Consider the following 23,558-nt stretch of genomic DNA (forward strand, 5'->3'; position numbering starts at 1 on the left):
AGTCGCAGGCATCTATTTCCATCCAGCCATCGAAAAGTTGGCGGTGAAAGAGTGGGCTGGACGGACTGCCTTCTACTACTGGTTCACGACCTTCCGAGCTGCTGCGTGACGCCAGGAACTTCTATTGTCACTTCTACATAACAGCTTGGTAGTAGCCTTGATCTCATGCGGTTCGATCACATTAGAAATCGTCCTGATCATGACGATTGCGGCCAAAAGATCGTGCATCTCCGCGCGGCCGAGAGCACGGAGTCTTGCCTTTGCGGACGCTGTGCCGTGGTCCCCGTACCCATGGGCTGCATTGGTCTGCGTGACATGCCCCGTCACCAGCCAGTCGAACAGCATCCGGATCGCGGCCAGGTGCTGCTTAACGGTCGGCTTCGAGTTCGTGCAGCCGAGTGCTGAATATATGCGGCGACGTGGATCGGCGTCACCACCGACAGATCCTCCAGCCCCTTTTCTTTTCACACCAGACTGCGAACGCTCAACGGCTTTGAAGTAGGCGCGACGGGTGTTCGGATTGCGGATATCGACGGTGAAGAACTCCCGAAACCGCCGACCACCATCGGAGACAGTCCGGAAGAGCACCGGTAGGCGATCGGGCGGCTTGAGAGAAACAAGTGTACTCTTGCCTAGCTCGGGGCCGTGTCGCCCGCAGCGGCATTAGGAGAAGCCGATACAGTCGTGAACTTCCCAGGTACGTGCGCAATGAGCATTTCGATGAAGCGGCCGTGATAAACGGCATAGACTTCCCGCGAAAGGCCAGCTTGTGTGCCCATGATCGTCAACCGCAACTTGTCGTCTTGGACTTCCGGCCTAAGCCAGGCTTTGTTCTTCCACTGCGTCGGCGAATGCGTGAAGTCACCGTCACTGTCGTATTCCCATGTTTCGATGTGCCCTGATTTGATCAAGGCCTTTATCCTTGCGAGAAGTGAGGCTGGATCATCTGAGAACGCACGAATCGACATAAGGGCTCCTGTACATATATCTGATAACGTCCTTTATTATCAGATGCAAAGCAGCCGGTGCGTCGTGCACTAAAAGGAAAAAGGCATGGTCAAGCGGCCGCACTAGAACAACCACGCACCGTAGCAGTACTGCAGTAATCTTCACAATATGTGATTGGGAGAAGGTCTTGGATTTCACGAAGAAATTAGGCAAACCGCAAGTTCAGAAGATCCTGGATCCACGCGCTCTTTATGAAACCTTAGACCGCGCGAGTGATAAGGGCCCTCTCCGCCCAGCGCAAGATTACATTCTCAGAACCTGGCATGAGACGCGTCGCAAGGAACGGGATCTAATCATCAAACTTCAGACTGGCCAAGGAAAAACTCTGATTGGGCTTCTGATGCTACAAGCCCGATTGAACGAAGGATTGGGACCGGCAGTTTATCTTTGCGCGAACAACTTTCTGGCGGATCAAACAAAAAAACAAGCTAGGGAGTTTGGGATTACTAACGTCTGTGATGACCCTGACGACTCAGAGTTTATAGCTGGCCGCGCCATACTCATCAACAACGTAAGCAAGCTCTTTAACGGAATGACGCGATTCGAGTTGGGACCTCAGTCACATCCTGTGGGGACTTTGCTGCTGGATGACTCTCATGCATGCGCCGACTCAATACGTTCAACCTTCAGCATCTCTCTAAAGGCGGGTTCTTCCCTCTATGCGGCTCTACGCGATTTGTTCGAACCAGATCTGGAATACCAGGGTTTAGGCTCCTATGCCGATATTAAGTTGGGCAAGTTTGACTCCGTTCTTCCTGTTCCATATTGGGCTTGGCGGGATCGGCTAAGCGACGTTACGCGCTTCATCGCTAAGGCCGCCGACAGTGAGGACCTCAAATACACTTGGCCTCTTTTGAAGGATTCGTTGGCAGATTGTGCCTGTGTGTTCTCAGGGACAGGCCTTGAAATCGCTCCTTATCTCCCCGACCTCTCTCTATTTGGCTCTTATTGGAAAGCAAAACATCGCATCTTCATGTCAGCTACCGTCACGAATGATGCTTTTCTCGTAAAGGGGCTTAATCTCTCCCCAGAAGTGATCCGCAATCCGCTCACTTACGATGGTGAAAAGTGGTACGGAGAGAAGATGGTTCTGATTCCGTCTCTAATCGACGGATCCCTGAGTCGGTCAGCAATCATCGGCGGTTTCGCGGGAGCCTCCACCAAGAAAAAATCTGGCGTAGTCGCATTGGTCCCGGGTACTAAGCAATCTCGAGAGTGGAAAGCTAAAGGAGCTCATGCCGTAGACCGCTACTCGATTATCGAGGGGGTGAAAAAGCTTCGAGAGAAGCAGTTTTCCGAGACCCTGGTTATAGCGAATTACTACGATGGAATAGATCTGCCCGACGACACTTGCCGCGTCTTGATCCTCGACTCAAAGCCCTTTGCAAACGGACTGACTGATACCTATGCGGACTCCTGTAGAGCCTCCAGCGAGGTTACGTCGCTCAAACTGGCCCGAACCATAGAGCAGGGCCTCGGACGCGCAGTACGAGGACAAAAAGACTATTGCGTGGTGCTCCTGATTGGCGCAAGTCTGGTCAGAGCAATCCGAAGCGGTAAATCCCGACTTCAATTTTCAGAACAGACACAGCAACAAGTTTCGATAGGTTTGAGTGTCTCAGAAGACGCGAAAGGGGAAGTCGGAGAAGGCGTCGATCCAGTAAGCGTCTTGAACGCCTTGATCCGCCAATGCCTCGGAAGAGATGAGGGCTGGAAGGCCTACTATGCGCAGGAGATGGACAGCTTGACGGTCGTGGCATCTGAACCGAAGCTGCTAGACATCTTCGCAGCAGAGCTTAAGGCGGAACAGCTCTATCGCGACGGATCGTTTGAGGAAGCGAAGCGTACGACTCAGAACCTGGTAGACACTCATTACACACAGGAGGACATTGAAGATCGTGCTTGGTACCTACAAGAAATGGCTCGTTACATGTTGCCGGTGAGCGCTACGGAGTCCAACGATCTTCAAGTCAAAGCCCACAAACGTAACAAATACCTTCTCAAGCCAAAATCGGGATTCGTGTTTGAACGCCTTGTTATCTCCGAGAAGCGCATTTCTGCCATCAAAACATGGATGAGGTCGTTCGAAAGCAATGAAGCAATGATCCTAGGAGGCGAAGAGATCATCGCCGACTTGGCTTTTGGAGCGGCGGCCAGTGACTTTGAAGAAGCCTTAAGGAAGCTTGGTGTAGCGCTGGGATTGGCTTCACAGCGGCCTGACAAAGAGTGGAAGGAAGGCCCTGACAACTTGTGGGGACTGCGCGAAGGCGAATACCTCTTGATAGAGGCTAAAAACGAGGTCGATACTGAACGCAAGGAGATCCACAAGGACGAAACTGGCCAGATGAACAACGCTTGCGCGTGGTTCAAAAAGAACTATCCCGGTGCAAAAGTCAAAAACATCATGGTTATTTCGACCAAAAATATAGCCAAGGCGGCAGGTTTTAACGATCCCGTTCAGATCATGCAGAAGAAACAGTTGAATGAACTAAAGACTCGTTTTCGTCAGTTCCTACTAGAGTTTAAGCAGGCGGATCTTCACGATTTGGACGACGAAAGTTTGCAGAGAGCCTTGCAAAAGCATTGGCTCAATAATGATGATCTAGTTTCCAAGTATGCTGTAGATCCTTTATCAGCTGTCTGATTCTCTCTCGGTGGCTGCGCGTGTATGTAAGGCGCAGTCGTCGGATTAGGCTTCGTCTGCTGCTTCTTCGGCTTCGGCCTGCTCGGCGGCTTCTTGCTCCGCAAGAGCCTTCGGGAGCTTGGCTAGAGGCTTACCAGCAAAGTAATCCTCGATTCGCTGAATCAGAAACTCTGCTGATGCTGGCGCCTCCGCGAGTTTCTCCGCAAACTGCCTACCCGGATGCACGACGTCCCAAGGCGACTTGTACTGCGTTGCTCTTCGTCTGCCAGGATCTTTATTGCCAAACCCATCAAGAGCCACGTTCCATACGGGCTTGAAGGATTCGATGAGCATGTTCTCGCCCAGCGGGATCCAGATGTCATCCAGTACCAAATGTCGAACACTGAAATCAGCAAGCTCAAGGTTGGAGGCTTCGGTTATCGAGCTCGCATGCTGCCGAAGACGATCAGCAAGGGCTTTCCCTGATGCTGAGACATCACGACTCAAACCGCCTTTGCGACCGCCCTTTGGTATCGCTTTGCCAACGTAGATAGGCTTGGAATTCAATCCATCCGCGTTTGCTGAAGCGATCGGGCCATAGGCCTGGAAAGGCCCAGAGTAGTAAATGACATAGACTCCAGCACCCGTGATGGCATCGACTTCGGAGAGCGCCATCCCAGGACGGCCGAGGAGTTCCGTCTCAATGCTCTTCGCCAAGTTCAGCTTGTCTAGTGGATTGTAGGGCTGCGATTGGGGCGTGCTCATACGTTCAGCTTCTCCATGACAGCGCTACCCACGCAGTGAGCAAGCTCCACGGGTACCGCGTTCCCGAGCTGGCGCATTGCTTCGCTCCATGAGCCATGGAAGACGTAGTTATCGGGGAACGTCTGAAGCCGAGCACTTTCTCTCACCGAGAAGTAGCGAACCGAGCCATCCGGACGAGCGAGCATGTTCTCGCCACCAGGTACACCATGAACACCCGCCTTCAATGTCTTCGCCGGCTCGTCCAACGGGCTACCAGTGTGACCAGGGTATGCCTTGGCTCCTGGCTGAAACTGATGATTCCAGATTTCCGCCGCCTGCCGCGGAGATTTCTCCGGATCAGGTAGGCCGACGAGAGCGTCTCTAACTGTACGCCACGCTGAGGTCGAAGGCTTCTCCTCAATGCCTCGGGCTCTCTCCAACATCCGCAGTGACACATGGCGAGCCCCCTTAGATACGCGGTTCCGTTCCCAGTACGTTGACTCCATGACCTGCTCCCAAGCAAGAGCGTCAAGAGAGTGCGTCTCCTGGGGGAAACTCCAGGAAATTTTTAGATCATCCCGGAAACCTACAAAGAAGACCCGCTCACGGCGTTGGGGGATGCCGAAATTTGCGGAGTTCAAGACCTGAGCAACTACCTTGTAGTGGAGATCTTCTCGTTTTCCGCTCGTGTGGTGTCTTTCCAAGCGGGCGAGGTGATCCATCCAGCACTCGCCTTTTTTTCGAGCAATGGTAGGATGTTCCATCTGGAGCTTGATGTACTCGTAGTAATTGCGAAACGTCGTCCGGGTAAGGCCCTTAACATTTTCAAAAACGAATGCTTTCGGTCTAGCTTCACGGACCGCTCGCACGGCCTCTGGGAACATGTCACGGCTATCGTTGTAGGCCTGGTGCTTGCCACCGACAGAAAATGGCTGGCAAGGTGGCCCTCCCGAAACGAGGTCGAGCTTCCCCTCATACTCTTTGAAGTCGATCGTGCGAACGTCACAGCGGAGAACATCCCAGTCTTTGACGGCTTCCACTTTGAGGCTTTGATTCTGCCGAATGGTGTCGCAGCAGTAGAGATCACGCTCAATAACGTTGACGGGCCTGAAGCCCGCTTCGTGGAGGCCAATTCCCAGCCCTCCCGCACCCGCGAATAGCTCTATCGATTTCATCTGTCCAGAAACGATCTTACCGTTTCGGCGACGCTGGGCATAGCGGTAAGTTGGCACTCCCAAATCGTCAAGGCTTGCCAACCCTGTTCTGCCAGTTCCCTAGCGACTTGCTCATCCCTTTGCCGATTCCTCTCCAGCTTGGGACCCCAAAAATCCAGTCGGCTCTTTGGCATACGGGCCAACTTGCACGTTATATCCGGGTGGCGATGCCAAAAGCAGCCGTGAACAAAAATTGCCTTCTTCCGACCGACGAACACAAGGTCGGGCTTCCCGGGAATCCGTTTGTCATGAAGTCGGTACCGGTACCCCATGCCGTAGATCATCTTTCGAACGGCGAGTTCGGGGCCAGTGTCCTTTCCATGGATGAGGGCCATTCTCTGGCTGCGCTCTGTCTCGGTGAGGGTATCGGCCATGTTTTTTAGATGTTGATCCGCTCAAGATATGCAGAACAGTGCGTCCGCGTGACGTGTTGAAACCTTACGCCCCTCAGAGCCTCGCGACGGACCTTTCTTGCCTTCGACTTCGCGATGATGCTGTTACCCCTCGACGAAGCTGACGACTCATTCTGGTATCGATGAATCGCTATAGTTTGGGTATCAATAAGGAATCGTTTTAAGACGATTGCCCTGGCTCAGTAACGAGCTACGAGAGAGGCGAATCCGTATTGTATGGGCACAAGAGAACCATCTGTGGGAGAGTCGAGTGATGAGTGAGGTGCAGCAAAGGAATGTGTCACCTCAGAGGGGTGGGGGAGATGGCTTGGTTGGCTATGAGTATCAGGTCGATGTGTCCGTCTGGCTCGCTCTCGATCTGTTGGTTGCGAACAAGCTCGGCCATGAAGTCACTCTCGAACCGGCAAGCCATGAGGATCTTGAGGCGGAACTCGAAGAAGCGGAACCAGGTCGCGCTACGAGTGTCTTGCAGATCAAGAACATGCGGCTTGTCGTCCAGGCAAAGCTCCGGACGGGAGATGCGTGGACTGCACCGGCAATCAAAGCACTCTTGGAACATGGCGGCCCTTCACGGCCTTCTGCCGCGACACGCCTTGCAGATGCCGACGTTCGTTATCTCTTGGTGACGAGCGCAGGCCTCAATGGTGAAGCACGAGGGCTACAGGTGAGAAAGCCTGGTGCATGGCCGAATCCTGCGAATATGTCTGTGTCGATAGCCAGTGCGTTGCCTGAGGGTTCCGCTGGACGCGTAGCGGTTATCGCCAACGAGGACTTCGAACGTTTGGCCACCGATATCAAAGAAATTTTGGTGGAGTATGCTCGGGTTCCGGCCGCAGACTGGGAAGCCTGCCGCCAGGCGCTCCGAGAGGAGGCCCGCGCCCGCATGTCGGGTGCAGGTGGGGGACGTTGGCGTCGCGAGGAGATCGAAAGTGTGATCTGTCGGCATGACGGCTATCTTGCCAGTTCACCTGAGCTGGCCGATTACGTAAAGCCCACAAACTGGCAAGATTTGCGCCGAGCGATGAGCACCAATCATGCGGCACTCATCATGGGACAATCGGGAACCGGAAAGACAATGGCAACGCAGAAGCTCTACGAGGAGCTGCGCGCCGAGATCCCAGCATTGAAGCGAGTGTTGATTACTCGAGGGCCCTCCGAACTTGCAGCAGACCGGACCGAACGTCCGGTGCTCTACGACATTTCCGACCCATGGGGAAAGTTCCGCTTTGAGCCCGAGAGCCGCGAGTGGAACGACGAACTCGCGAAAGCATTTGCTCGTGCAACGCATGATCGGATGTTCGTTGCCACCACCCGGAAAGACGTCGCGGATTCCGCGAACGTTCTCAAAGTCGTGAACCGTTGGGTCGTACCTCTCGAAGCAGAGGACTATGGCGACGTGGAGAGGGAGCAGCTCTACACGTCGCGGATTCGTGCGTTGCCGTGGAATATGAGGATTCCGGTAGGCAAAGCCCAAATCAGAGTTCTCAAGGAATTGAAGACCCCTCTCGAAATCCAGAAATATTTCGATGCTGTTCCCACGCTTGATAGTGTGCGGTACGGCAACAGTGATCTTCTGATTACCGAGGCCATACGATCCGCTCACCAGAATTCCATTGAACAGACGGTCGTGGATCAAATCGCCGCGCGTAGCGATGTCTTGGCAGCCGCCGTGGTCTGGGCGGTACTTAAGATCTCAGGGAGACTCTCCCTCTCAAATCTTCGACAGTTGGAAGAGGAGCTTGCGATCCGCAATCCCCAGATGGTCCGGGGCGTTGCGCCACTGGTCCAATTTTTCATTGCCGCACGCAATCTCCGTCAAAACGAAGATATCGTCACGTATTACCATCCACGCGTCGAGGCGGGAATCGAGCAAGCTCTTGCCCAGGGAAGATTGCTCTCCGCACAAGGCCTTAGGACTCTCATCGAGTGCTGGGTCCTTTCGGGTGATGACGGCCCAACCAAGGGGGCTGGGATGGCCGCGCACCTCCTCGCTTCAATTCCACGGAAGACGGATATCCGCGTTCGTTTGGATCAGCAGTCTATCAGCGTGATCGACGCATGGCTTCACAGCCTTTTCGCCGAGCCCGAGAGGAAGTTTGTTGACGATCTTCAACTAGCGGCTGCCGCTGGCTCCGTGGCAAGCCACCAAGCAGAAATTGCTCGTTATCTCCTCCATCGCGGAGAACGAACACGAAGCTTCGCGCTCGATACGTGGGAGCGGCCAGATAAGAGCAATGAATGGTATGAGCTTCACCGCACTGCACCATCGACGAGACCGCTCGTCGAGCGGTTTGTGCGCGAGGTGTTGCCATGGGAACACGACTGGTATCGCACCGATTTCGGGCGTGATGTCACCCGCCTTGTCCCGGAAATCACGCTAGCGTTCCTCGATGCTGCCCACAGCATCGTGAGCTGTGGCGTGATGCGGTCCGATGACGCGATTGCAGAGGGAGCTCTGGAGGACCTTGAAGGCTTCGAGCGGGTGGTAGATGAGGCCGTCCAAGCTCTGATCCCCACGGCCGAACAGAACGCTGAAAATCGAGGGATCAATCTTGCGCTCGCGAATTGTGAATACAACGAGGAATATGCGGACCACCTTTGCGATAGCAACGAGGATGGATATACAGCCGCTCAATTTTTGGAAGCCTACACCGTCCGCGTTCGTTCGGCGGGAGACTGGCAGCGTCTAGCAGGGCACCGTCACATAGAAACCCTCTTGCGCTACTGGCTACTTGATCTCGTTCGTGCGGCAACGCCGAGATTTCGGCGTGAAGAAGACGATGATGCTCAGAGAACAGCTATCTCCTTCGATCCGGCAGAACTCGACGGAGCACTCGCGTGTTCGCGCGGCACGAAGGACGAAGCTGAATTCTGGATCTTGCAACGAGAAGTGTGGGAGGAGCGTTACCGAGCGCCGCTCACCATGCGAGTCGAAGAGGGCAGCGAATTCGCCCTGGTTCGACTCGAGGCAACAGCCTGCCTTGTAGAGAAAGACCTCGAGACTTTTAAGGAGGTCGTCGGCAGACTTGATCTCGCGGGACGGAACTCTCGTCTCGTCGAGATCGCCCTCGACCTCGCTCACTTGGCGGAAAGGCGGCAAAGACCACAGTCCGATCATGATCCGGCGATGATCGCCGCGATTTCCACGCTGTCAGCACCGCACTCTGAGCTCGGATCCGCATACTACGAGCACTTGAAAGGCCGTAGGCAGGCGCTTAACGAGGCTGCGTGCACTCTCATTCAGACTGTCGAACCCAGAACGGAGGACATACGCCGCTTGGCAGCGTCTCTTGGTAACCCATCCGACGAGAGTTGGCTGAAGGACGTCCAGTGGCTTCTGGAGCATGATACTGATGATGTGGTCGCGGCAGAGGGAGCGCAAGCTCTCGCCCGAGAGAGCCAGTGGGATTTGCTGACTCCCCTGTTGAATCATAAGTTCGCCAAGGTCAAACGAGTTGCTCTCGTTGCGTTGGGAGAGCATGCAGACCTGCCATTACCTGATGTTCTTTTGGAGATGTCGAACGATAAAGGAAGCGGTGTCAGGAAGGCCCTGGCAAAATTGCTCGGAGAACGAGTCCATCCATCACACCTTCCAACCGTCATGCGTCTCATTGGGGATAAGTACACTGAGCGGTCCAGATATCTGGGGGAGCAGGGGGAACACCCTGTTGCCCAACTCGCCGTCGATGCCTTGGGGAAATACGGACCATTCGGCGGCCAGATAGTGGAGGACTTCATGGTGTCTTCCCAAGAGACCAATGATCGTCAGGTGCGACGAGGAATCTTTGAGGTTCTGGCTACCGAGTGTCAGGTGGAAGGTCAACAGTTATTATTCGATCTCGCGACTCAGCCAGGGAGAGTCGGTATGAAACGTGATGCGGCATTGTCGCTCTGGCAGCTTTCGGGAACGATCGCGCCTGAAGTCATTGCGCAAATTTCTCCAGCCGTCCTTCTGTCACAGAACGCTTCAGTCGCGGTGCGACTGACTAACGTGTTGGCCTGCGAAGGAAGCCTGGAAGCGGTTCGCGTTGCGGCGCATGCATTGGCAGTCAGCCAGACACGAAAAGCGTTGATCTTGCTGCTCATTCGCTACGTCTCTAAGCGAAACACCGAGGTCGCTGAATCGTTGGCAACATTGTTACCCACCGACCACCCGGCTCTCACGTGGGCGATGGGAGGAGAGATTGCTTGGACTGATGATGAGGCTCTTTCAGATCTCGCGTCTCCAGAGGTGTGCAGAGAAATCTTTGTATTCATGAAACCATCCCAATAGGGCTCTTAGGCTGGTTGTAGCTGCAGGCCAAGAATGCTGAGCAGAGACTAAATCGGCGAGGCAAGAATGATCTGGTTACGAAGCGGTATAGTCCTTGAGGACGGTCGCACAACTAGCGAGTAAGAGTAACATTGGGGCGTTATGAAGAAGATCAACCCTCACAACCGTTGCGTTTATACCTCGCCCGCAGGACTCTGTTCCGGAAGTTCTCGGCTGCATCCCAAAGAACATTATCTTCCTGCCGGATTCGGCAATTTCAACAACGATCTCCGGCTGAAGGACTATATCTGTAACGAATGCCAGCGCCGGTTTTCGAAGCCGGAGGAAGTGTTTCTTCGCAATAGTACTGAAGCGTTCTTCCGAAGCATTCTCGACTTCAAGGGCCGTCGCAGCCATGAGGGCAAGAACATTTTTGTCGAACCCACTCTGGGCCTGCCGCCGTTGACGGTCAAAGGACTGCACCCAGCTTTGCAACACGAGCTGCTATGGCAACCCACGTCAAGCGATGAAGCGTTCCTACTGCACCAGTTGGTATTCCGCAAACCGGATGGAACCCTGCAGCACATGGCTATCCGTCCCGGATTGATCGCCCAAGATCTCGCCCGCTGGGCGGGAGAATGGAAGGGATGGCAGTTGGTGGTCTGCATTGCGGGTGATGCCGAGGAGCCGGAGTTGCAAAGCATATTGGGGTCCGCGCTGGAAACGATGGGGGATGCGCCGATGGATGTCATGCCTGGCCAGGAGCTTGAGGCCCGGATGGACGCGCCGATCTCATTGCCGTATCTACAGGCCATGGCGAAGATCGCATTTCATTTCGTTCTGGCAAGGTTCCACTTTTCTGGTTTCGAAACGGAGTTTGACGAAGTCAAGCGATTCATCTATCAGGGAACCGGGAAACCTCCCGTAAAAACTGTCGACGACGTGATCATGCCGGAGCTCGTTCCCGAGGAAGCACGGCTACGTCAGTGGAATCACATCCTGACCGCAGAGTTCAATCGAGACGGGTTCTTTGCCAGGATGCAGTTCTTTGCCGGTTCGCGCCTCAAGCCCATCACTTGGCGCGTCTACTTAGGCCAGAATCCTTCCCGCATCCTCGAAGAACAGGGTGTGGGATTTCGCTACCCCTACTACGATCAACCGGACAGGTCCGGGTATGTAGGTGAGGTCATCGAGATGCAACAAGGGCCGAGGGTATTGGCTAAGCTCTAATCAAGTCCTATTCACATCGGACTCGGGTGAGAAGCGGAGTCCGAAACAAGCTAAGGCATGATCTCCGCATGAGTATCTGACAAACAGACGCAAAGAGTTGAAGCAGCGCCAACAACAAGCCTGGCCTGTCTGGCGCCAATTTCACCACCACCTGCTGCCTTGCCATGTCCGGTTCCATGTAGATTCCGAAGCTCGGCGAGCCCATTAATCAGAGTCGCCAGAGCCATGGAGACGGTCTTATTGGCTTCAACGACTCCGCTTGACTGAGGAAACGGATCAAACCCCCGCGCCGCTCTTTCAGACCATGCTTGCGCATGGGGTTTAGGCATGACACGTCACCCCAGAATGGGAGCTGCAGGGTAACCTGCGGTTACCGTCTGGGAACTCGTTGAAAAGACTCGTTCAATAGAAAATCCTCAATAAAAACGCTATTCTTAGAGCCGAACGCAGGTTGCTGATGGGGAACGCTATGAGCTCCAGCCCTTTAGCCCGCTTCCGGCCACGTTGCGCGAACCTGAGCAGCGCAGAATTCTTATGTGGCCTCCAGGTCCTCCCCGGCATGGACGGTGTCCGATGAAGCCGCCCGTCCGTACGAAGTCCGTTGGAACGAAAGTCAGCGAGGCTGAGTTTGCCGTGCTCGACGAACGTGCACGTGCAGACGGTCTCACTTTGAGCGAGTGGGTGCGAGCCGCCCTGCTTGCCTCCTCGGCGGAGCCGTCCGCTGATTTTGGCAGCGAACTGATCTTGGCGGAACTGCTCGCGATCCGATCTCTGTTTCTGAATCTCCAATTTCGCGCAGGTCGCGACCCGCTTACCGAAGCCGAGCTTCGTGGGTTGATCGAGCGAGCAGATGCGACAAAGTTGGCACGGGCGCGCGAACGCCTGCAGGCCGTTCATGCGATCCCGTCGGAGACCCAGCCGGAGGAGGTATCAGAGGATGGCGGATTGGGGACGTAAGAAGTATTCAAAAGCGTGGCCAAGCAGGACACCGGTATGGACCCTGACGGCGATCCTGCTGTCGTTCCTGTTCTTCGCTGCGGCAATCACCGTGCAGTACGAACAGAGCTGGACAGCGGCAGAGCGCCTCTATCTTTCGGACTACCTGAAGAGCGGAATGCTGGGTGAGGCCTCAGCGACATCGTCGAGCAAATACGTGCTGCTCGAGGCCGTGATCGCCAAGGGGCAACAGCGGCTCGTGCTGGGTAATGAAATCGAGCAAGCTTCGGATGACAACGGCAGGCCGGGCTATCGACTCACGGCCGAAGGAGTGAGGAACGGGATCTCCCGGCTCACCTGGGTAACCGGCATCTTCAGAGACAGGACGCTGCACCGGGTGATGAGTGAAGCCATCTATGCGAATCACGAAGCCTGGGAGGCTTGCCAGAAGCCGTTCTATGCGACTGCCATGTTTTTTGCACTATCCCTAATCGTGGGAGTTCGGCAAGACCGGCAACGGCGAACGATTTGGAAACATGGTCGCCGTCTACGCGGACCGGAACTCGTCACGACAGCTGAGTTCAATAGAAAGCTCGGCAAAGCCAAGACCCTAGGGTTGCGACCGCCCGATGGCGTTGCGTTCATTAACGAAGAGATCGGTTGGTACGACAAACTCTTCCGTAAAGCTCGGAGTCGCTGGGCGCGAATTCCGCGTGATCGCGAGGCTATGCACTTCCTGATCGTGGGTGACAGCGGCACTGGTAAGAGCGCGGCTATACGGCAAGTCCTTAGCCAAGTTTCCGATCGGGGTGAGGCAGCCATCGTGTACGACCCTGCGATGGAGTACCTGCCCCAGTTCTACAACGCTGCGCGCGGCGACGTGATTCTGAACCCGCTCGATGCAAGATGCCCGTTCTGGATGCCCGGCGACGAAGTTCCGCACGAAGCCGAGGCCCTGACACTGGCAGTCAGCCTGTTTCCTGACCAGGGCCGTGAAAACCGCTTCTTCGTCGAAGCTCCGCGCAAGATCTTCGCGCACTTGATCAACCTCAGGCCGACACCGCAAGAACTCACGTACTGGATGAGTAACGCCGAGGAGATCGACAAACGAATCGAAGGCACGGAGATGGCGGCCATGATCGACCGTGGGGCTGCGAACCAGCGGAGTGGTGTGCTTGGATCACTGAACATGGTCGCGGATGCGTTCAAGCTGCTTCCTCCAGAGCGCGAGACTAGGCAACGGTGGAGCACCGTTGAATGGGCCAAAGAGCGTAAAGGCTGGGTCTTCATCACATCGAAGCCAACGATGCGCGAGCGCATGCGGCCACTGGTGAGTTTGTGGCTTGATCTCCTCGTGCTCCGGATGATGAACGACGACAATACCCGGCGCAAGACCTGGTTCGTCCTCGACGAGTTGGCCAGCTTGCAGCACCTGCCTCAACTGAAAACGGCGGTGACCGAAAACCGTAAGTCAGATAATCCGATTGTCATGGGCTTTCAGGGGAAGGCGCAGGTGGAGGCGATCTATGGACATGTCGCCGAGGCAATGCTGAGCCAGCCTGCTACGAAGATCTTCTTGAAGACGAGCGAGCCGAACGCTTCGGAATGGATATCGAAAGCCATTGGGGAGGTCGAAGTCGAACGTTTTCGCGAATCACGCACGAAGAGTATGTTTCCTCGTGGACGCGAGAGTGAACAGCGTGACATCACACGTGAGCCCCTTGTGATGGCATCCGAGGTTGGTGGCCTCGCTCCATTGCACGGTTTCCTCAAGCACGGCAACCTCGTCGTGCAAATGCGTTTTCCTTATATCGAGCTGCCGAACCACACTGAAAAGTTTGTAGAGCGGAAGATCAAGACGGCTCAGGCAGAGTCAACGCATGGATCGGTTGTCGATCAGGAACAGACCGCACAGCCGGTCCCACGACGAACAGCGCCACGGAGGGTATCGACGGCCCACTCTCAGGCAGAACTGAACGAGCAGCATCCATACTTCGAGTGAGGCGGCCATGGTCACCCTCTCCAAACCGATCAGCTCAGGCCAGGCGCAGGCGTATCACCGTGAGGAATTCTCCAATGCCAAAGAGAACTACTACACCGATGGCGAACGTGTGCGTGGCGAGTGGCAGGGTAAGCTCGCGGAGCAATGGGGACTGTCAGGCGAGGTGCAGGAACAACAGTTCGCCTTCCTTTCGGAAGGTCAACATCCCGTAAGCGGCGAGCAGCTTGTGCGTCACCAGACACCACGCGAATACCAGAACGAGCGCGGCGACAAGGTGCAATCCATGGAACACCGAGCAGGTTGGGATGCGACTTTCAGCGCCCCGAAGTCAGTATCACTGACCGCATTGGTCGGTGGCGATGTTCGCGTCCGCGAAGCACATCGAGAAAGCGTGCGAACTGCCCTCAATGAGATGGAGAATTACGTGCAGGCTCGGATCGGTGGCAATGCGCCCGCGCAGACGACAGGCGCGTGGGCCGTCGCCAAATTTGAACACGATAGCAGCCGCCCGGTTGATGGTTATGCAGCGCCGCAGCTCCACACACACGCCGTCGTCTTCAACGTAACGGAAGCAGCTGACGGCAACGCCCGCGCATTGCAACCCCAAGAGCTTTACAAAACCCAGCAGTATGCCACTGCGGTGTATCGCTCGGAGCTGGCAGCACATCTCCAGGAGCTTGGCTACGAAATCGAACGCGGCGAACATGGGCAACCGGAAATTAAGGGCTACTCACGTGAATATCTAGAAGCGTCGAGTCCACGCCGCAAACAAATCCAAGAACACTTGGAGGCTGCCGGGCGCAGTGGTGCAGGAGCCGCACAGATCGCGGCACACCAAACCCGCGATGCGAAGCAACCGCTGTCTCATGATGAGGTGCGAACCCAGCATCGGGTAATGGCTGCAGAACATGGCCAGCAACCGCAGCGCGTGTTGCATGAAGCCGCGCATCGCGCGGGAACCGTGCTGATACCGGAGGAAGCTCAACGTGCGGCTCATGAGGGGATGAGCTATGCACGCGAGCGTGGCATGGAGCGTGAAGCGGTTGTGGATGAGCGCTCTCTGATCCGTGACGCGCTCAAACACACGATGGGCGAAGCTCGTTTGCCAGAGGTCCGCTCTGAGTTCGATAGACGTGTAACGGCTGGAAATCTGATTGAGCTGGAGGGCAGGGCTGGATCCGCATCACGCGCATACACCACGCGCGAGATGCAGCGGTACGAGGGCGAACTTATTGAGCGCATGAAGGAGGGACAAGGCACACGCGAGGTCCTAGTCGACGGCAACATCCGCCAACAGGTCATGCAAGAACATCGGCATCTGAGCGTAAGCCAGCGGGATGCGGTCGAGGCAGTCCTCACCAATCGTGATCAGATGATGGCGTTGGAGGGTGTCGCGGGCGCTGGAAAGACCACATCTCTCACAGCCGTCCGAGAAGCTGCAGAACGCGGAGGATTCCGAATCGAGGGTCTCGCCCCAACCTCGCGAGCTGCACAGAAGCTGGCCGAATCTGGAATTGAGACGCAAACTTTACAGCGTCATCTCGCACGTGGCGAATCGTCTGAGGATGGGCGGAAGCGGCTCTATGTGGTGGATGAATCCAGCATGGCTAGCACCCAGCAGCTTCACACTTTCGTCGAGCGGCTTAAGGCGGAGGACCGCGTGCTGTTCGTGGGTGACACTAGACAGCATGAGGCTGTCGATGCCGGTCGACCTTACGCGCAGTTGCAGGACGCTGGTCTGCGCTCAGCACAACTCGACCAGATTATTCGCCAGAAAGATCTGGCATTGAGAGAAGTAGTCGAACAGCTTGCACGCGGTGAGGTGCGCACTGCGATCGGGAATCTCGACCAGCAGGGCCGAGTCATCGAGATCAAAGATCGCTCTGAGCGCATTGATGAGATCGCTCATGAATACGTACGCTCTCCAGAGCAGACGTTGGTTGTTTCACCGGACAATGAATCTCGACGTGAGATCAATCAGCGCATCCATACGGAGATGCAGGCGCAGGGCAAAGTTAGTGGCGAGGAGTATCGCGTCCATGTGCTGCATGCGCGGCAAGACATGACAGGTGCTGATCGGCAATACGCGCAAAACTATGTAGAAGGCGATGTCATCCGATACGCGAAAGGAAGCAGGCCTCTCGGAATCCAAGCCGGAGAGTATGCCCGCGTTATCGGTTCCAACCGAGAGACGAACACGGTAACGGTGAAGCATCATGGCGGCGTTGAACTCAGCTACGATCCCCGGCGTCTACAAGGTGTCACAGTCTATCGCGATCATGAACGCAGCTTCGCCCAAGGTGACCGCATCCAGATGACTGCACCATTCCATGAACAGAAGCTTGCGAACCGCGAACTCGGCACGGTGGAGAAGATTGACAAAGATGGCAACCTGACACTGAAGATGGATTCGGGACGCAGGGTAGCCTTCATTGCGAAACAGCATCCGCATCTTGACTACGGGTATGCGGTGACGAGTCATAGCAGTCAAGGACAGACAGCCGACCGTGTACTGATCCATGTGGACTCTTCGCAGTCGCACGGCGAGTTGTTGAATAGCCGCATGGCCTACGTGTCCGTCTCCCGTGCTCAGTTCGACGTCAAAATATACACGAATAATGCTCGGGCGATGGATCGGGAACTGAGTAGGAACTTGACCAAATCCACGGCGCTTCACGAATCCCAGGGATCGGCTACTCCTGAATGGGAGGGGATAGCCCGTCCGGCTTCGACTCAGGAAAGATCACACAGTTTCGGCTTGAACTAGAAGTGAAAAGATCGAGATCAGTCGCCTCAAGTAGTTCAACCTCATCCCCACCGCAAATCCCAGACATCGTCGCGCCCTTGATTGCGGTGGGCGAAGAGTGCGTCTTGTGTAGTGGATGATCCGATCATCGCCTCTTCCAAGATGAACGTCTATCAACACACGCGATCAAAACGGATACAAGCTCAGTTCGACGACCGATAGGCCTTTGACACCAGCCTACAAACGTAGGGCAAGCTCCAGTACGGAATTGCTGATTTAAGCCTCAGACAGATTCCCGCACTGGCCTCGCCGGGTTCTATTCATGTACTTGCTGCTCCCACTCCTAATTTTGCGGCGGCGTGGGAGACGGAGGCGGCGTTGGAGTAGGGGGAGGTGTCGGGCTCGGCGGCGGCGTGGGTTCAGGATGAGGCGTCGGCAGCGGTGCTTGGCGCTCTGTTGGATCTCTGGGTGTATTGCCGCAAGTCGCGCAATCAGTGTTGCGCTGCGGTGGGCCCGACGTGTTGAGAGGCTGAGCGATAGGTTGTAAGGTCGACAGGATAAGGAGCGACACTGCGAATAGCATGGGTTACCTCCGGTGTGCGGAATGCTATGAGCCAAGAATTGATATTGTCAATCTTTTTTGAAAAACACGTGCTAAGGAACAGGATTCTACCGCCAGGGGCGAGCCTTGCTTCGCTTAGGAGCGATGCAACCTCCTCCATGGCTACCTGACCTTTGCGCTTGCAGTCTTTTCTTTGATTTTTTGCGGGGATACTTTCTTCCACGCCGTGTCACTGAATCTGTGAAGTTCTTCAGACCGGATCGCCAAGAATGACGGAGTATATCCGGGGTAGCCATTTTCTAAATCCCTAGCTGCTTGCACAGCTTGCGCTGTGTCCACGCCAAATCCCAAAGTGTCTAGCTGAATAGCCAAGCCTGCCCAATGGACATTTCGGTAGTCCGGGAGCGCTGGTTGAAAAGCTTGATCACCGCGCGCGACTCTCCATACATAGGTACGCTGGATGTCCACACCAGCTTGCGGACCTCTCACTATATTGCCGATCCGGAAATCGAGTTCATTTAAGCGGAAGTCGAACTCTGCGAGAAGTTTTCTAGCGTTTTCATACTTTGCTTCCTTCTCATGTTGCGCTTGATTCCAGTATGTGATCGCGCCGCCCAACCCTGAAACAAAGATCGCTCCGAGGAGGAACAACGCGAACTGGGAGTTCAGAAAGCTCCAGAGAGTCAATGGTTGCGCTGCTTTTGATTTCTGTTCTGCAGCCAACTCTTCCCTTATCAGGAGCCTGGCTTTTTCCTCTAAATAAATCGCTTCCCTTGTGCTCTTAGAGATGACCGGTTTATGCAAAGTTGGCATTCGAACGTTCTCCGCAGGAGTTTTGCTCAAAGTGGGGCGTGGTTGACCGCTTGGTAACAGTTGTAAATCGACAGCCTATCCTACACAATCAATCACCGTGACACCTAGCAGTAACTGGCCTGTCGAGGTGGCCTGATAGCTCTATCTCCTGTGCCCAACGGGCGCGTAGTTCGTTTGCGAGTTCTCTGACCAAGAAGTTGCTGCAACGCTGGGTATTCGCTAGATATGCTCCGCCCAAGAAGCTTCTGCAACGTGCTGTTTCCAGCTTCGAGATGGCCAAACGCGGTCCTTCAGTACGTTCTTCGCGTTCTCTTCGCTGTGCCTTTCTTCGCTGTATCTGTCTTCCCGGTGGTTTCCTTCGGCGGCCTGCCGCTGGGGTTCGCGACGAACGCTTCCACTTCAGAACGCCGCACAAGCTTGCGGCCCGCCACTTCCATACTTTGGAGTCGGCCACTTTGGACAAGCTGACGTATTCGCTCTTGGGATATTCCCCGGATGCGCGCAGCTTCGGCTTGGGAGATCCAGTCCGTCAAATCTCCGTTCCCATCGCTATTTACTCTTGAACTATTCAAGAGTTATTGCTACGATCTTGGAGAGTTCGCTCACGGTTCAACTATAGCCGCGACGGCGCACCCTCGTGCGTCTACGCAAGCCCTTGTTTCCAAACAGCTCTCTTCTCTGGAGGTCTGGCATGAAATGGGATTATCGGCATCACTTACTCCTGCAGATCGAGATGCTGCGCGGGGACGTATCGCACGAAGAACTGAGTGAGAGGTTGGGTGAGACGGCCGAGCGATGCCTTGCCCGATACCTTGCGGGGAAGCAACCCATCTACGAAAAAGATTTGATTCTCATCGCGAAAGCAGTTGACGTGGCTCCGCAGATGCTCGCCGAAGCCTGGGCGTCTTCCCTGGGTTTGCGGGTGTCCTCCACCGACGGTGTCGGTCAGATGTACCGCAGAGCATACGACCGCTGGCGGCACCATTCCCGAATCTGTGGTGTGCCATCAAGTCCTTCTCCAATGGCCATCATTCGGGCAAAGTATGCCCATCGACTGCCAAGGAAGATTCCTTCTCTTTGGTGTGGCTCTCACTTCCTAAACCGATCGAGGAAGGACACGCTTGCAAATAGAGCGCGTTTCGCTCGCGCTTACAAGATGTTGTTGGAGTCCGTGCACGACAGGAAGTCCCACAGGGAAATAGGTGCCCGACACGGTATCAGCGGCGAGAGAGCACGACAACTGATGGTTGATGCGGCATATACATGGGCCAGAAGCGAGAAGATTGACCTCTCCGACAGATCTGTTGGCTTCAAGAAAGAGGGCGCGCTTATTCGGAATCTGTATGCGGCGTTGAGGTTCTTTGCCAGACAGGAATTCAATGCTCTCGCGGCCGAAGACTCCCTTCGCGGGATGCTTCCAAACAGGGACAAGTCTCTCTGAGACCCATCACGAAGTGGGCTGCTCTGGAGCGTTATAGGTGCGGGCTTGTCAGTTGAGGGACCGCTAAAGATGGTCTCGCGATCCAAACGAAGAAGGGACGTCGCCTCCGGGCGGTGACCAAGTCGCCGCCGCCCTGACGTGGATCTCTTTGAATTCATCAACCGCGCGGCTAATGACGGCACTTCCGTTATGAATCAAATCGAGGGAGGAAGGCAAGGATGGCTAGCCGCAATCGTGCTGTAGTGGTCATTGATGAGGCCGCAGGGAAACGGATAAAGCAGCTCGCTCTAGAAGAGCCCTACCCAAGATCTGATCACGTCTACCTCACCGTTGAGTTTGATGATGCGACAGAGGTTCTGATTGAATTGAGCTGTGGCCTTCTCTTCGGGGTCATTCATCTTGATAAAGATGCCCGCGGAGATCTGGCGCCCACGAGCCGCAGAGTTCACGGATCGATTCAAGCACTCGAAAAGAGATCGAAACAAATCAAGGATCAGCAACAGAAGGTTGTCACCGAGGAACCCTCATGAAACTGTCCGTAAGAGAGCTTCCAGAAGCGATTGCAGTCCGTTTCTATGCGGACTTCGACGTCAAGATTCAGCCCAAAGAGATTTCGCAGCTTACGAGAAGATAAAGAGGGCTCCTACAGGCCATAGCCGCTTCCCCTGCGACTTTGCGGAGGATTGCTCGTATGAGCTTGGAAACAGACCTTGCAGGGCTCACAGGCCGACACCTGAGCGGACTGTTTGACGGCCCAGACAATGAAGAGATACTGCAGTGCGTTCTGCTATGTCTCCCTGATGTCGAAAGAATCTATTGGCAAGAGCTGCAAAATGCCCCTGGCGATGTGCTTCACGACGCGATCACGCCTGTGTTCTTGGCATTCGAGGCGAGGCTGCGAGTCGCCGGAATTGAGGAACGGTCCACCGACGTTGAGCCATGCAAGAAGACAGTCGGTCCGATCCTTGATGTCCACGATCTAGGACAGTGAACAGAGCATCCTCAATGTGCATCGGTATTTGGAGCTCGCTTGGAGCCTCGGGCGGATCATGACCCCTCGCGTGCGATCAGATGAAAAATCCTTAAATTTTCGGGAGGTGTTATAGCGAAAAGTTGAACGATGGGAGTACGCTCCACATGCCGTGGAGTACCCCTCCGATGCTGACGCCACCTACCAAACCGTTAGGTTCGATGAGGAGTGCGGCGCAGTATGTGCGAATGTCCACAGAGCATCAACAATATTCGCCGCAGAATCAGTCGGATGTAATCCAGAAGTTTGCAGCGACGCACGACATGGCGATCGTCACAACGTATGACGATCATGGCCGAAGCGGACTGAATCTCGCAGGCCGTACCGGCCTGCAACAACTTCTTAAAGACGTGGAAAGTGGTGAGGCAAAATTCACAGAGCTACTCGTCTACGACGTGAGCCGGTGGGGCCGTTTTCAAGACGCGGATGAGAGCGCTTACTACGAATATGTTCTGAAGCGCGCAGGTATTACCGTTCACTACTGCGGCGAGCAGTTTGCAAATGACGGGAGTGTCGCCTCGGCATTGATGAAAACGCTCAAGCGGACGATGGCCGGAGAGTACAGCCGCGAACTCTCGGTCAAGGTTTTTGCTGGGCAATGTCGCCTCATTGAACTGGGATTCCGACAGGGCGGTCCAGCCGGATACGGCCTGCGCCGCCAGCTCCTTGATCGAGATGGCAAGGAAAAAGGTTTACTCATTCGAGGTGAGCGGAAAAGTTTGCAGACGGATCGCGTTGTGCTGGTGCCGGGACCGGAGGCCGAAGTTTCCATAGTGCGAGAGCTGTTCTCGAGGTTCGTTACACAGGAGCGGTCGGAGAAGGATCTAGCGGAAAGCCTTAACGCAAGAGGTATTCTTTCGGACCTCCGAAGACCTTGGACACGGGCATCAATCCATCAGATCCTCACCAATCCCAAGTACGTTGGGGACAACGTCTATAACCGTCGCTCCTTCAAGTTAAAGATGAAGCGCCTCGTCAATCCGCCTGAAATGTGGGTGCGTAAGGACGATGCTTTTCAGCCCATCGTATCTCTCGAACTGTTCCTCCAGGCCCGTAAGCTTATTGAGGCGCGGCATATTCATCTCACCGATGAAGAGTTGCTGGACAGGCTCCGGACACTGCTGAATCGTTGCGGCAGACTCTCCGGATTCCTAATCGACGAAGCGGACGATATGCCATCTAGTTCGATCTACGCCGCTCGCTTCGGCGGCCTCCATCGAGCTTATGAGTTGATTGGGTGGAGCGGGAAGCGTGACTTCAGCTACATCGAAATCAATCGGATTCTCCGCGACCGTCATCGCGATCTTGTGGGAAGTATAACGGCTCAATTATGTGCAAACGGCGCGGAGGTGTCATCCGATGAACACTGCCCCTTGCTGACGGTCAACTCGGAAATCAAGATCTCCCTAGTACTAGCGCGCTGTCGCCAAACGCTGGCGGGATCTCAGCGCTGGCATATTCGGCTTGAATCCGCTTTAGACCCTGATATCACCATCGCCGTACGCCTAGCACCTGGAAATGAATCCGTGCAGGATTATTACCTTTTCCCCCGTATCGATATCTTACGCAGCCGCCTCAGCCTCGCTCCGAACAATGGTGTTTGTCTCGATCTTTATCGCTTCGACAGCCTCGACTATCTATACCGACTCATGAAAAGAGTTCCCTTGAGGGATGTCGCATGACTCAACAGACAATCTCAATGATCCCGCTTGCAGAGATACGAATAGCAAATCCCCGATCCCGCAATCAGATCAAGTGGCGGATGGTCGTTCAGAGCATCGCAGCTGTCGGCCTAAAGCGACCCATCACAGTAGCGAAAAGGGCTGCACCGGATCCTAATGGCAAAGTTTACGATCTCGTATGCGGACAAGGGAGAATGGAGGCATTCGCGGAACTTGGGGAAGAACGTATCCCGGCTGTCATCGTGGTCGCGCCCGAGCAGGAACGACATCTTATGAGTCTGGTCGAGAACATCGCGCGCAGACCGGCCCTGAGTCACGCAATCTTGGCCGAGGTCCGTACACTCCGTGGACGAGGCCACAGCCCAGAGGCCATCGCCGGAAAATTGGGTGTGCACAAGTCGTATCTCTTCGGCATTTGCCACCTGATTGATAAAGGCGAAGACTTTCTCGTTACATCCGTGGAAGCCGGTCGGATTCCGCTGAGTGTTGCCGTTGAGATCGCGAGCGGAAACAACCAGGACGTATCCAAGGCTCTGACCGAGGCATACGAGAAGGGTGACTTGCGCGGTGCTCGCATAACAGCGGCTCGTCGGGTCATCACACAGAGACTCGAGAAACAGCGGCTTTCAGGGAAGATGGTACCTGTCCGGCGCAAGCTCACAGGGGAGGCGCTCGTTCAGGAATATAAGCAGAAGATTCGTGAGCAGAAGGCCCTTATACAAAGGGCGGACCGTACGAGAGAGCGATTGATTCTTCTCACCTCAGTCGCTCGTCTTCTATTCAAAGATGAGAACTTCCGCACTCTACTCCGGGCAGAAAATCTCCAAGACCTACCAGCGGAACTCGCAGAAAGGTTGTGATC

At 55.1% G+C, this 23,558-nt stretch carries 18 protein-coding genes; 10 read left to right on the top strand and 8 right to left on the bottom strand.

What is annotated here, in order from left to right:
* Window positions 1–75: 75 nt before the first annotated feature.
* Both BLW03_RS20265 and BLW03_RS02680 read right to left on the bottom strand, forming a co-directional pair.
* Complete coding sequence (locus BLW03_RS20265; RefSeq protein WP_139285070.1) at window positions 76–588, bottom strand: hypothetical protein; 513 nt, start codon at window positions 586–588, stop codon at window positions 76–78.
* 44 nt (window positions 589–632) lie between these two features.
* Window positions 633–968, bottom strand: a complete 336-nt coding sequence (locus BLW03_RS02680) for a hypothetical protein (protein WP_074652225.1) — start codon at window positions 966–968, stop codon at window positions 633–635.
* A 167-nt stretch (window positions 969–1,135) separates the two neighbouring features.
* Between BLW03_RS02680 and BLW03_RS02685 the strand changes: the two genes are divergently transcribed.
* Window positions 1,136–3,652 carry a DEAD/DEAH box helicase family protein gene (locus BLW03_RS02685; RefSeq protein ID WP_212733115.1) on the top strand — a complete coding sequence of 839 codons (2,517 nt, stop codon included), beginning with the start codon at window positions 1,136–1,138 and terminating at the stop codon, window positions 3,650–3,652.
* A gap of 45 nt (window positions 3,653–3,697) precedes the next feature.
* Here the strand turns inward: BLW03_RS02685 and BLW03_RS02690 are convergent, their stop codons facing one another.
* From BLW03_RS02690 to BLW03_RS02700, 3 genes are all read right to left on the bottom strand, one after another.
* Window positions 3,698–4,306 (bottom strand): Eco29kI family restriction endonuclease, encoded by a 609-nt coding sequence (locus tag BLW03_RS02690; RefSeq protein ID WP_212733116.1) that lies wholly within the window; start codon window positions 4,304–4,306, stop codon window positions 3,698–3,700.
* A gap of 86 nt (window positions 4,307–4,392) precedes the next feature.
* Complete coding sequence (locus BLW03_RS02695) at window positions 4,393–5,550, bottom strand: DNA cytosine methyltransferase (protein ID WP_074652228.1); 1,158 nt, start codon at window positions 5,548–5,550, stop codon at window positions 4,393–4,395.
* Entirely contained in the window at window positions 5,547–5,963 is a 417-nt protein-coding gene (locus BLW03_RS02700) for a very short patch repair endonuclease (RefSeq protein WP_074652229.1), read from the bottom strand. The genes BLW03_RS02695 and BLW03_RS02700 overlap by 4 nt, the downstream gene beginning before the upstream one ends.
* A 346-nt stretch (window positions 5,964–6,309) precedes the next feature.
* On the opposite strand from BLW03_RS02700, the gene BLW03_RS02710 reads away from it, so the two are divergent.
* Both BLW03_RS02710 and BLW03_RS20270 read left to right on the top strand, forming a co-directional pair.
* Complete coding sequence (locus BLW03_RS02710) at window positions 6,310–10,275, top strand: nSTAND3 domain-containing NTPase (protein WP_212733117.1); 3,966 nt, start codon at window positions 6,310–6,312, stop codon at window positions 10,273–10,275.
* A 141-nt stretch (window positions 10,276–10,416) separates the two neighbouring features.
* Window positions 10,417–11,484: a hypothetical protein gene (locus BLW03_RS20270; RefSeq protein WP_139285072.1), complete on the top strand. Its 1,068-nt coding sequence runs from the start codon at window positions 10,417–10,419 to the stop codon at window positions 11,482–11,484.
* 50 nt (window positions 11,485–11,534) lie between these two features.
* Here the strand turns inward: BLW03_RS20270 and BLW03_RS21260 are convergent, their stop codons facing one another.
* Entirely contained in the window at window positions 11,535–11,813 is a 279-nt protein-coding gene (locus BLW03_RS21260) for an abortive infection family protein (protein ID WP_083350274.1), read from the bottom strand.
* Between the two features lie 244 nt (window positions 11,814–12,057).
* Between BLW03_RS21260 and BLW03_RS20275 the strand changes: the two genes are divergently transcribed.
* The 3 genes from BLW03_RS20275 to mobF are packed head-to-tail and all read left to right on the top strand — an operon-like array spanning window position 12,058 to window position 17,189.
* Complete coding sequence (locus BLW03_RS20275) at window positions 12,058–12,441, top strand: plasmid mobilization protein (RefSeq protein ID WP_074652235.1); 384 nt, start codon at window positions 12,058–12,060, stop codon at window positions 12,439–12,441.
* The gene (locus BLW03_RS02735; protein WP_074652236.1) at window positions 12,422–14,422 is read left to right on the top strand and encodes a type IV secretion system DNA-binding domain-containing protein; all 2,001 of its coding nucleotides are present in this window, start codon (window positions 12,422–12,424) and stop codon (window positions 14,420–14,422) included. Before BLW03_RS20275 ends, BLW03_RS02735 begins: the two co-directional genes overlap by 20 nt.
* Before the next feature lie 7 nt (window positions 14,423–14,429).
* Window positions 14,430–17,189 (top strand): MobF family relaxase, encoded by a 2,760-nt coding sequence (gene mobF / locus BLW03_RS02740; protein WP_074652237.1) that lies wholly within the window; start codon window positions 14,430–14,432, stop codon window positions 17,187–17,189.
* 703 nt (window positions 17,190–17,892) lie between these two features.
* Here mobF and BLW03_RS02750 read toward each other — a convergent pair.
* Entirely contained in the window at window positions 17,893–18,543 is a 651-nt protein-coding gene (locus BLW03_RS02750) for a hypothetical protein (protein WP_074652239.1), read from the bottom strand.
* A gap of 290 nt (window positions 18,544–18,833) precedes the next feature.
* The gene (locus tag BLW03_RS21265; RefSeq protein WP_139285073.1) at window positions 18,834–19,115 is read right to left on the bottom strand and encodes a helix-turn-helix domain-containing protein; all 282 of its coding nucleotides are present in this window, start codon (window positions 19,113–19,115) and stop codon (window positions 18,834–18,836) included.
* Between the two features lie 119 nt (window positions 19,116–19,234).
* Between BLW03_RS21265 and BLW03_RS02760 the strand changes: the two genes are divergently transcribed.
* From BLW03_RS02760 to BLW03_RS02780, 4 genes are all read left to right on the top strand, one after another.
* Window positions 19,235–19,984 carry a hypothetical protein gene (locus BLW03_RS02760; protein WP_074652241.1) on the top strand — a complete coding sequence of 250 codons (750 nt, stop codon included), beginning with the start codon at window positions 19,235–19,237 and terminating at the stop codon, window positions 19,982–19,984.
* A 218-nt stretch (window positions 19,985–20,202) separates the two neighbouring features.
* Window positions 20,203–20,514, top strand: a complete 312-nt coding sequence (locus BLW03_RS02765) for a hypothetical protein (RefSeq protein WP_074652242.1) — start codon at window positions 20,203–20,205, stop codon at window positions 20,512–20,514.
* Window positions 20,515–21,175: 661 nt separating this feature from the next.
* Complete coding sequence (locus tag BLW03_RS02775; RefSeq protein ID WP_212733241.1) at window positions 21,176–22,696, top strand: recombinase family protein; 1,521 nt, start codon at window positions 21,176–21,178, stop codon at window positions 22,694–22,696.
* Complete coding sequence (locus BLW03_RS02780) at window positions 22,693–23,556, top strand: ParB/RepB/Spo0J family partition protein (RefSeq protein WP_074652245.1); 864 nt, start codon at window positions 22,693–22,695, stop codon at window positions 23,554–23,556. Before BLW03_RS02775 ends, BLW03_RS02780 begins: the two co-directional genes overlap by 4 nt.
* The last annotated feature ends 2 nt before the right edge of the window (window positions 23,557–23,558 follow it).

The organism is Terriglobus roseus, assembly GCF_900105625.1.
Classification (GTDB): domain Bacteria; phylum Acidobacteriota; class Terriglobia; order Terriglobales; family Acidobacteriaceae; genus Terriglobus; species Terriglobus roseus_B.

Coding starts and splice junctions, on each gene's coding strand:
- BLW03_RS02680 (WP_074652225.1), bottom strand. CDS start 968: ATGTCGATTCGTGCGTTCTCAGATGATCCAGCCTCACTTCTCGCAAGG.
- BLW03_RS02690 (WP_212733116.1), bottom strand. CDS start 4,306: ATGGCGCTCTCCGAAGTCGATGCCATCACGGGTGCTGGAGTCTATGTC.
- BLW03_RS02695 (WP_074652228.1), bottom strand. CDS start 5,550: ATGAAATCGATAGAGCTATTCGCGGGTGCGGGAGGGCTGGGAATTGGC.
- BLW03_RS02700 (WP_074652229.1), bottom strand. CDS start 5,963: ATGGCCGATACCCTCACCGAGACAGAGCGCAGCCAGAGAATGGCCCTC.
- BLW03_RS20270 (WP_139285072.1), top strand. CDS start 10,417: ATGAAGAAGATCAACCCTCACAACCGTTGCGTTTATACCTCGCCCGCA.
- BLW03_RS21260 (WP_083350274.1), bottom strand. CDS start 11,813: ATGCCTAAACCCCATGCGCAAGCATGGTCTGAAAGAGCGGCGCGGGGG.
- BLW03_RS20275 (WP_074652235.1), top strand. CDS start 12,058: ATGAAGCCGCCCGTCCGTACGAAGTCCGTTGGAACGAAAGTCAGCGAG.
- BLW03_RS02735 (WP_074652236.1), top strand. CDS start 12,422: ATGGCGGATTGGGGACGTAAGAAGTATTCAAAAGCGTGGCCAAGCAGG.
- mobF (WP_074652237.1), top strand. CDS start 14,430: ATGGTCACCCTCTCCAAACCGATCAGCTCAGGCCAGGCGCAGGCGTAT.
- BLW03_RS02750 (WP_074652239.1), bottom strand. CDS start 18,543: ATGCCAACTTTGCATAAACCGGTCATCTCTAAGAGCACAAGGGAAGCG.
- BLW03_RS02760 (WP_074652241.1), top strand. CDS start 19,235: ATGAAATGGGATTATCGGCATCACTTACTCCTGCAGATCGAGATGCTG.
- BLW03_RS02765 (WP_074652242.1), top strand. CDS start 20,203: ATGGCTAGCCGCAATCGTGCTGTAGTGGTCATTGATGAGGCCGCAGGG.
- BLW03_RS02775 (WP_212733241.1), top strand. CDS start 21,176: ATGAGGAGTGCGGCGCAGTATGTGCGAATGTCCACAGAGCATCAACAA.
- BLW03_RS02780 (WP_074652245.1), top strand. CDS start 22,693: ATGACTCAACAGACAATCTCAATGATCCCGCTTGCAGAGATACGAATA.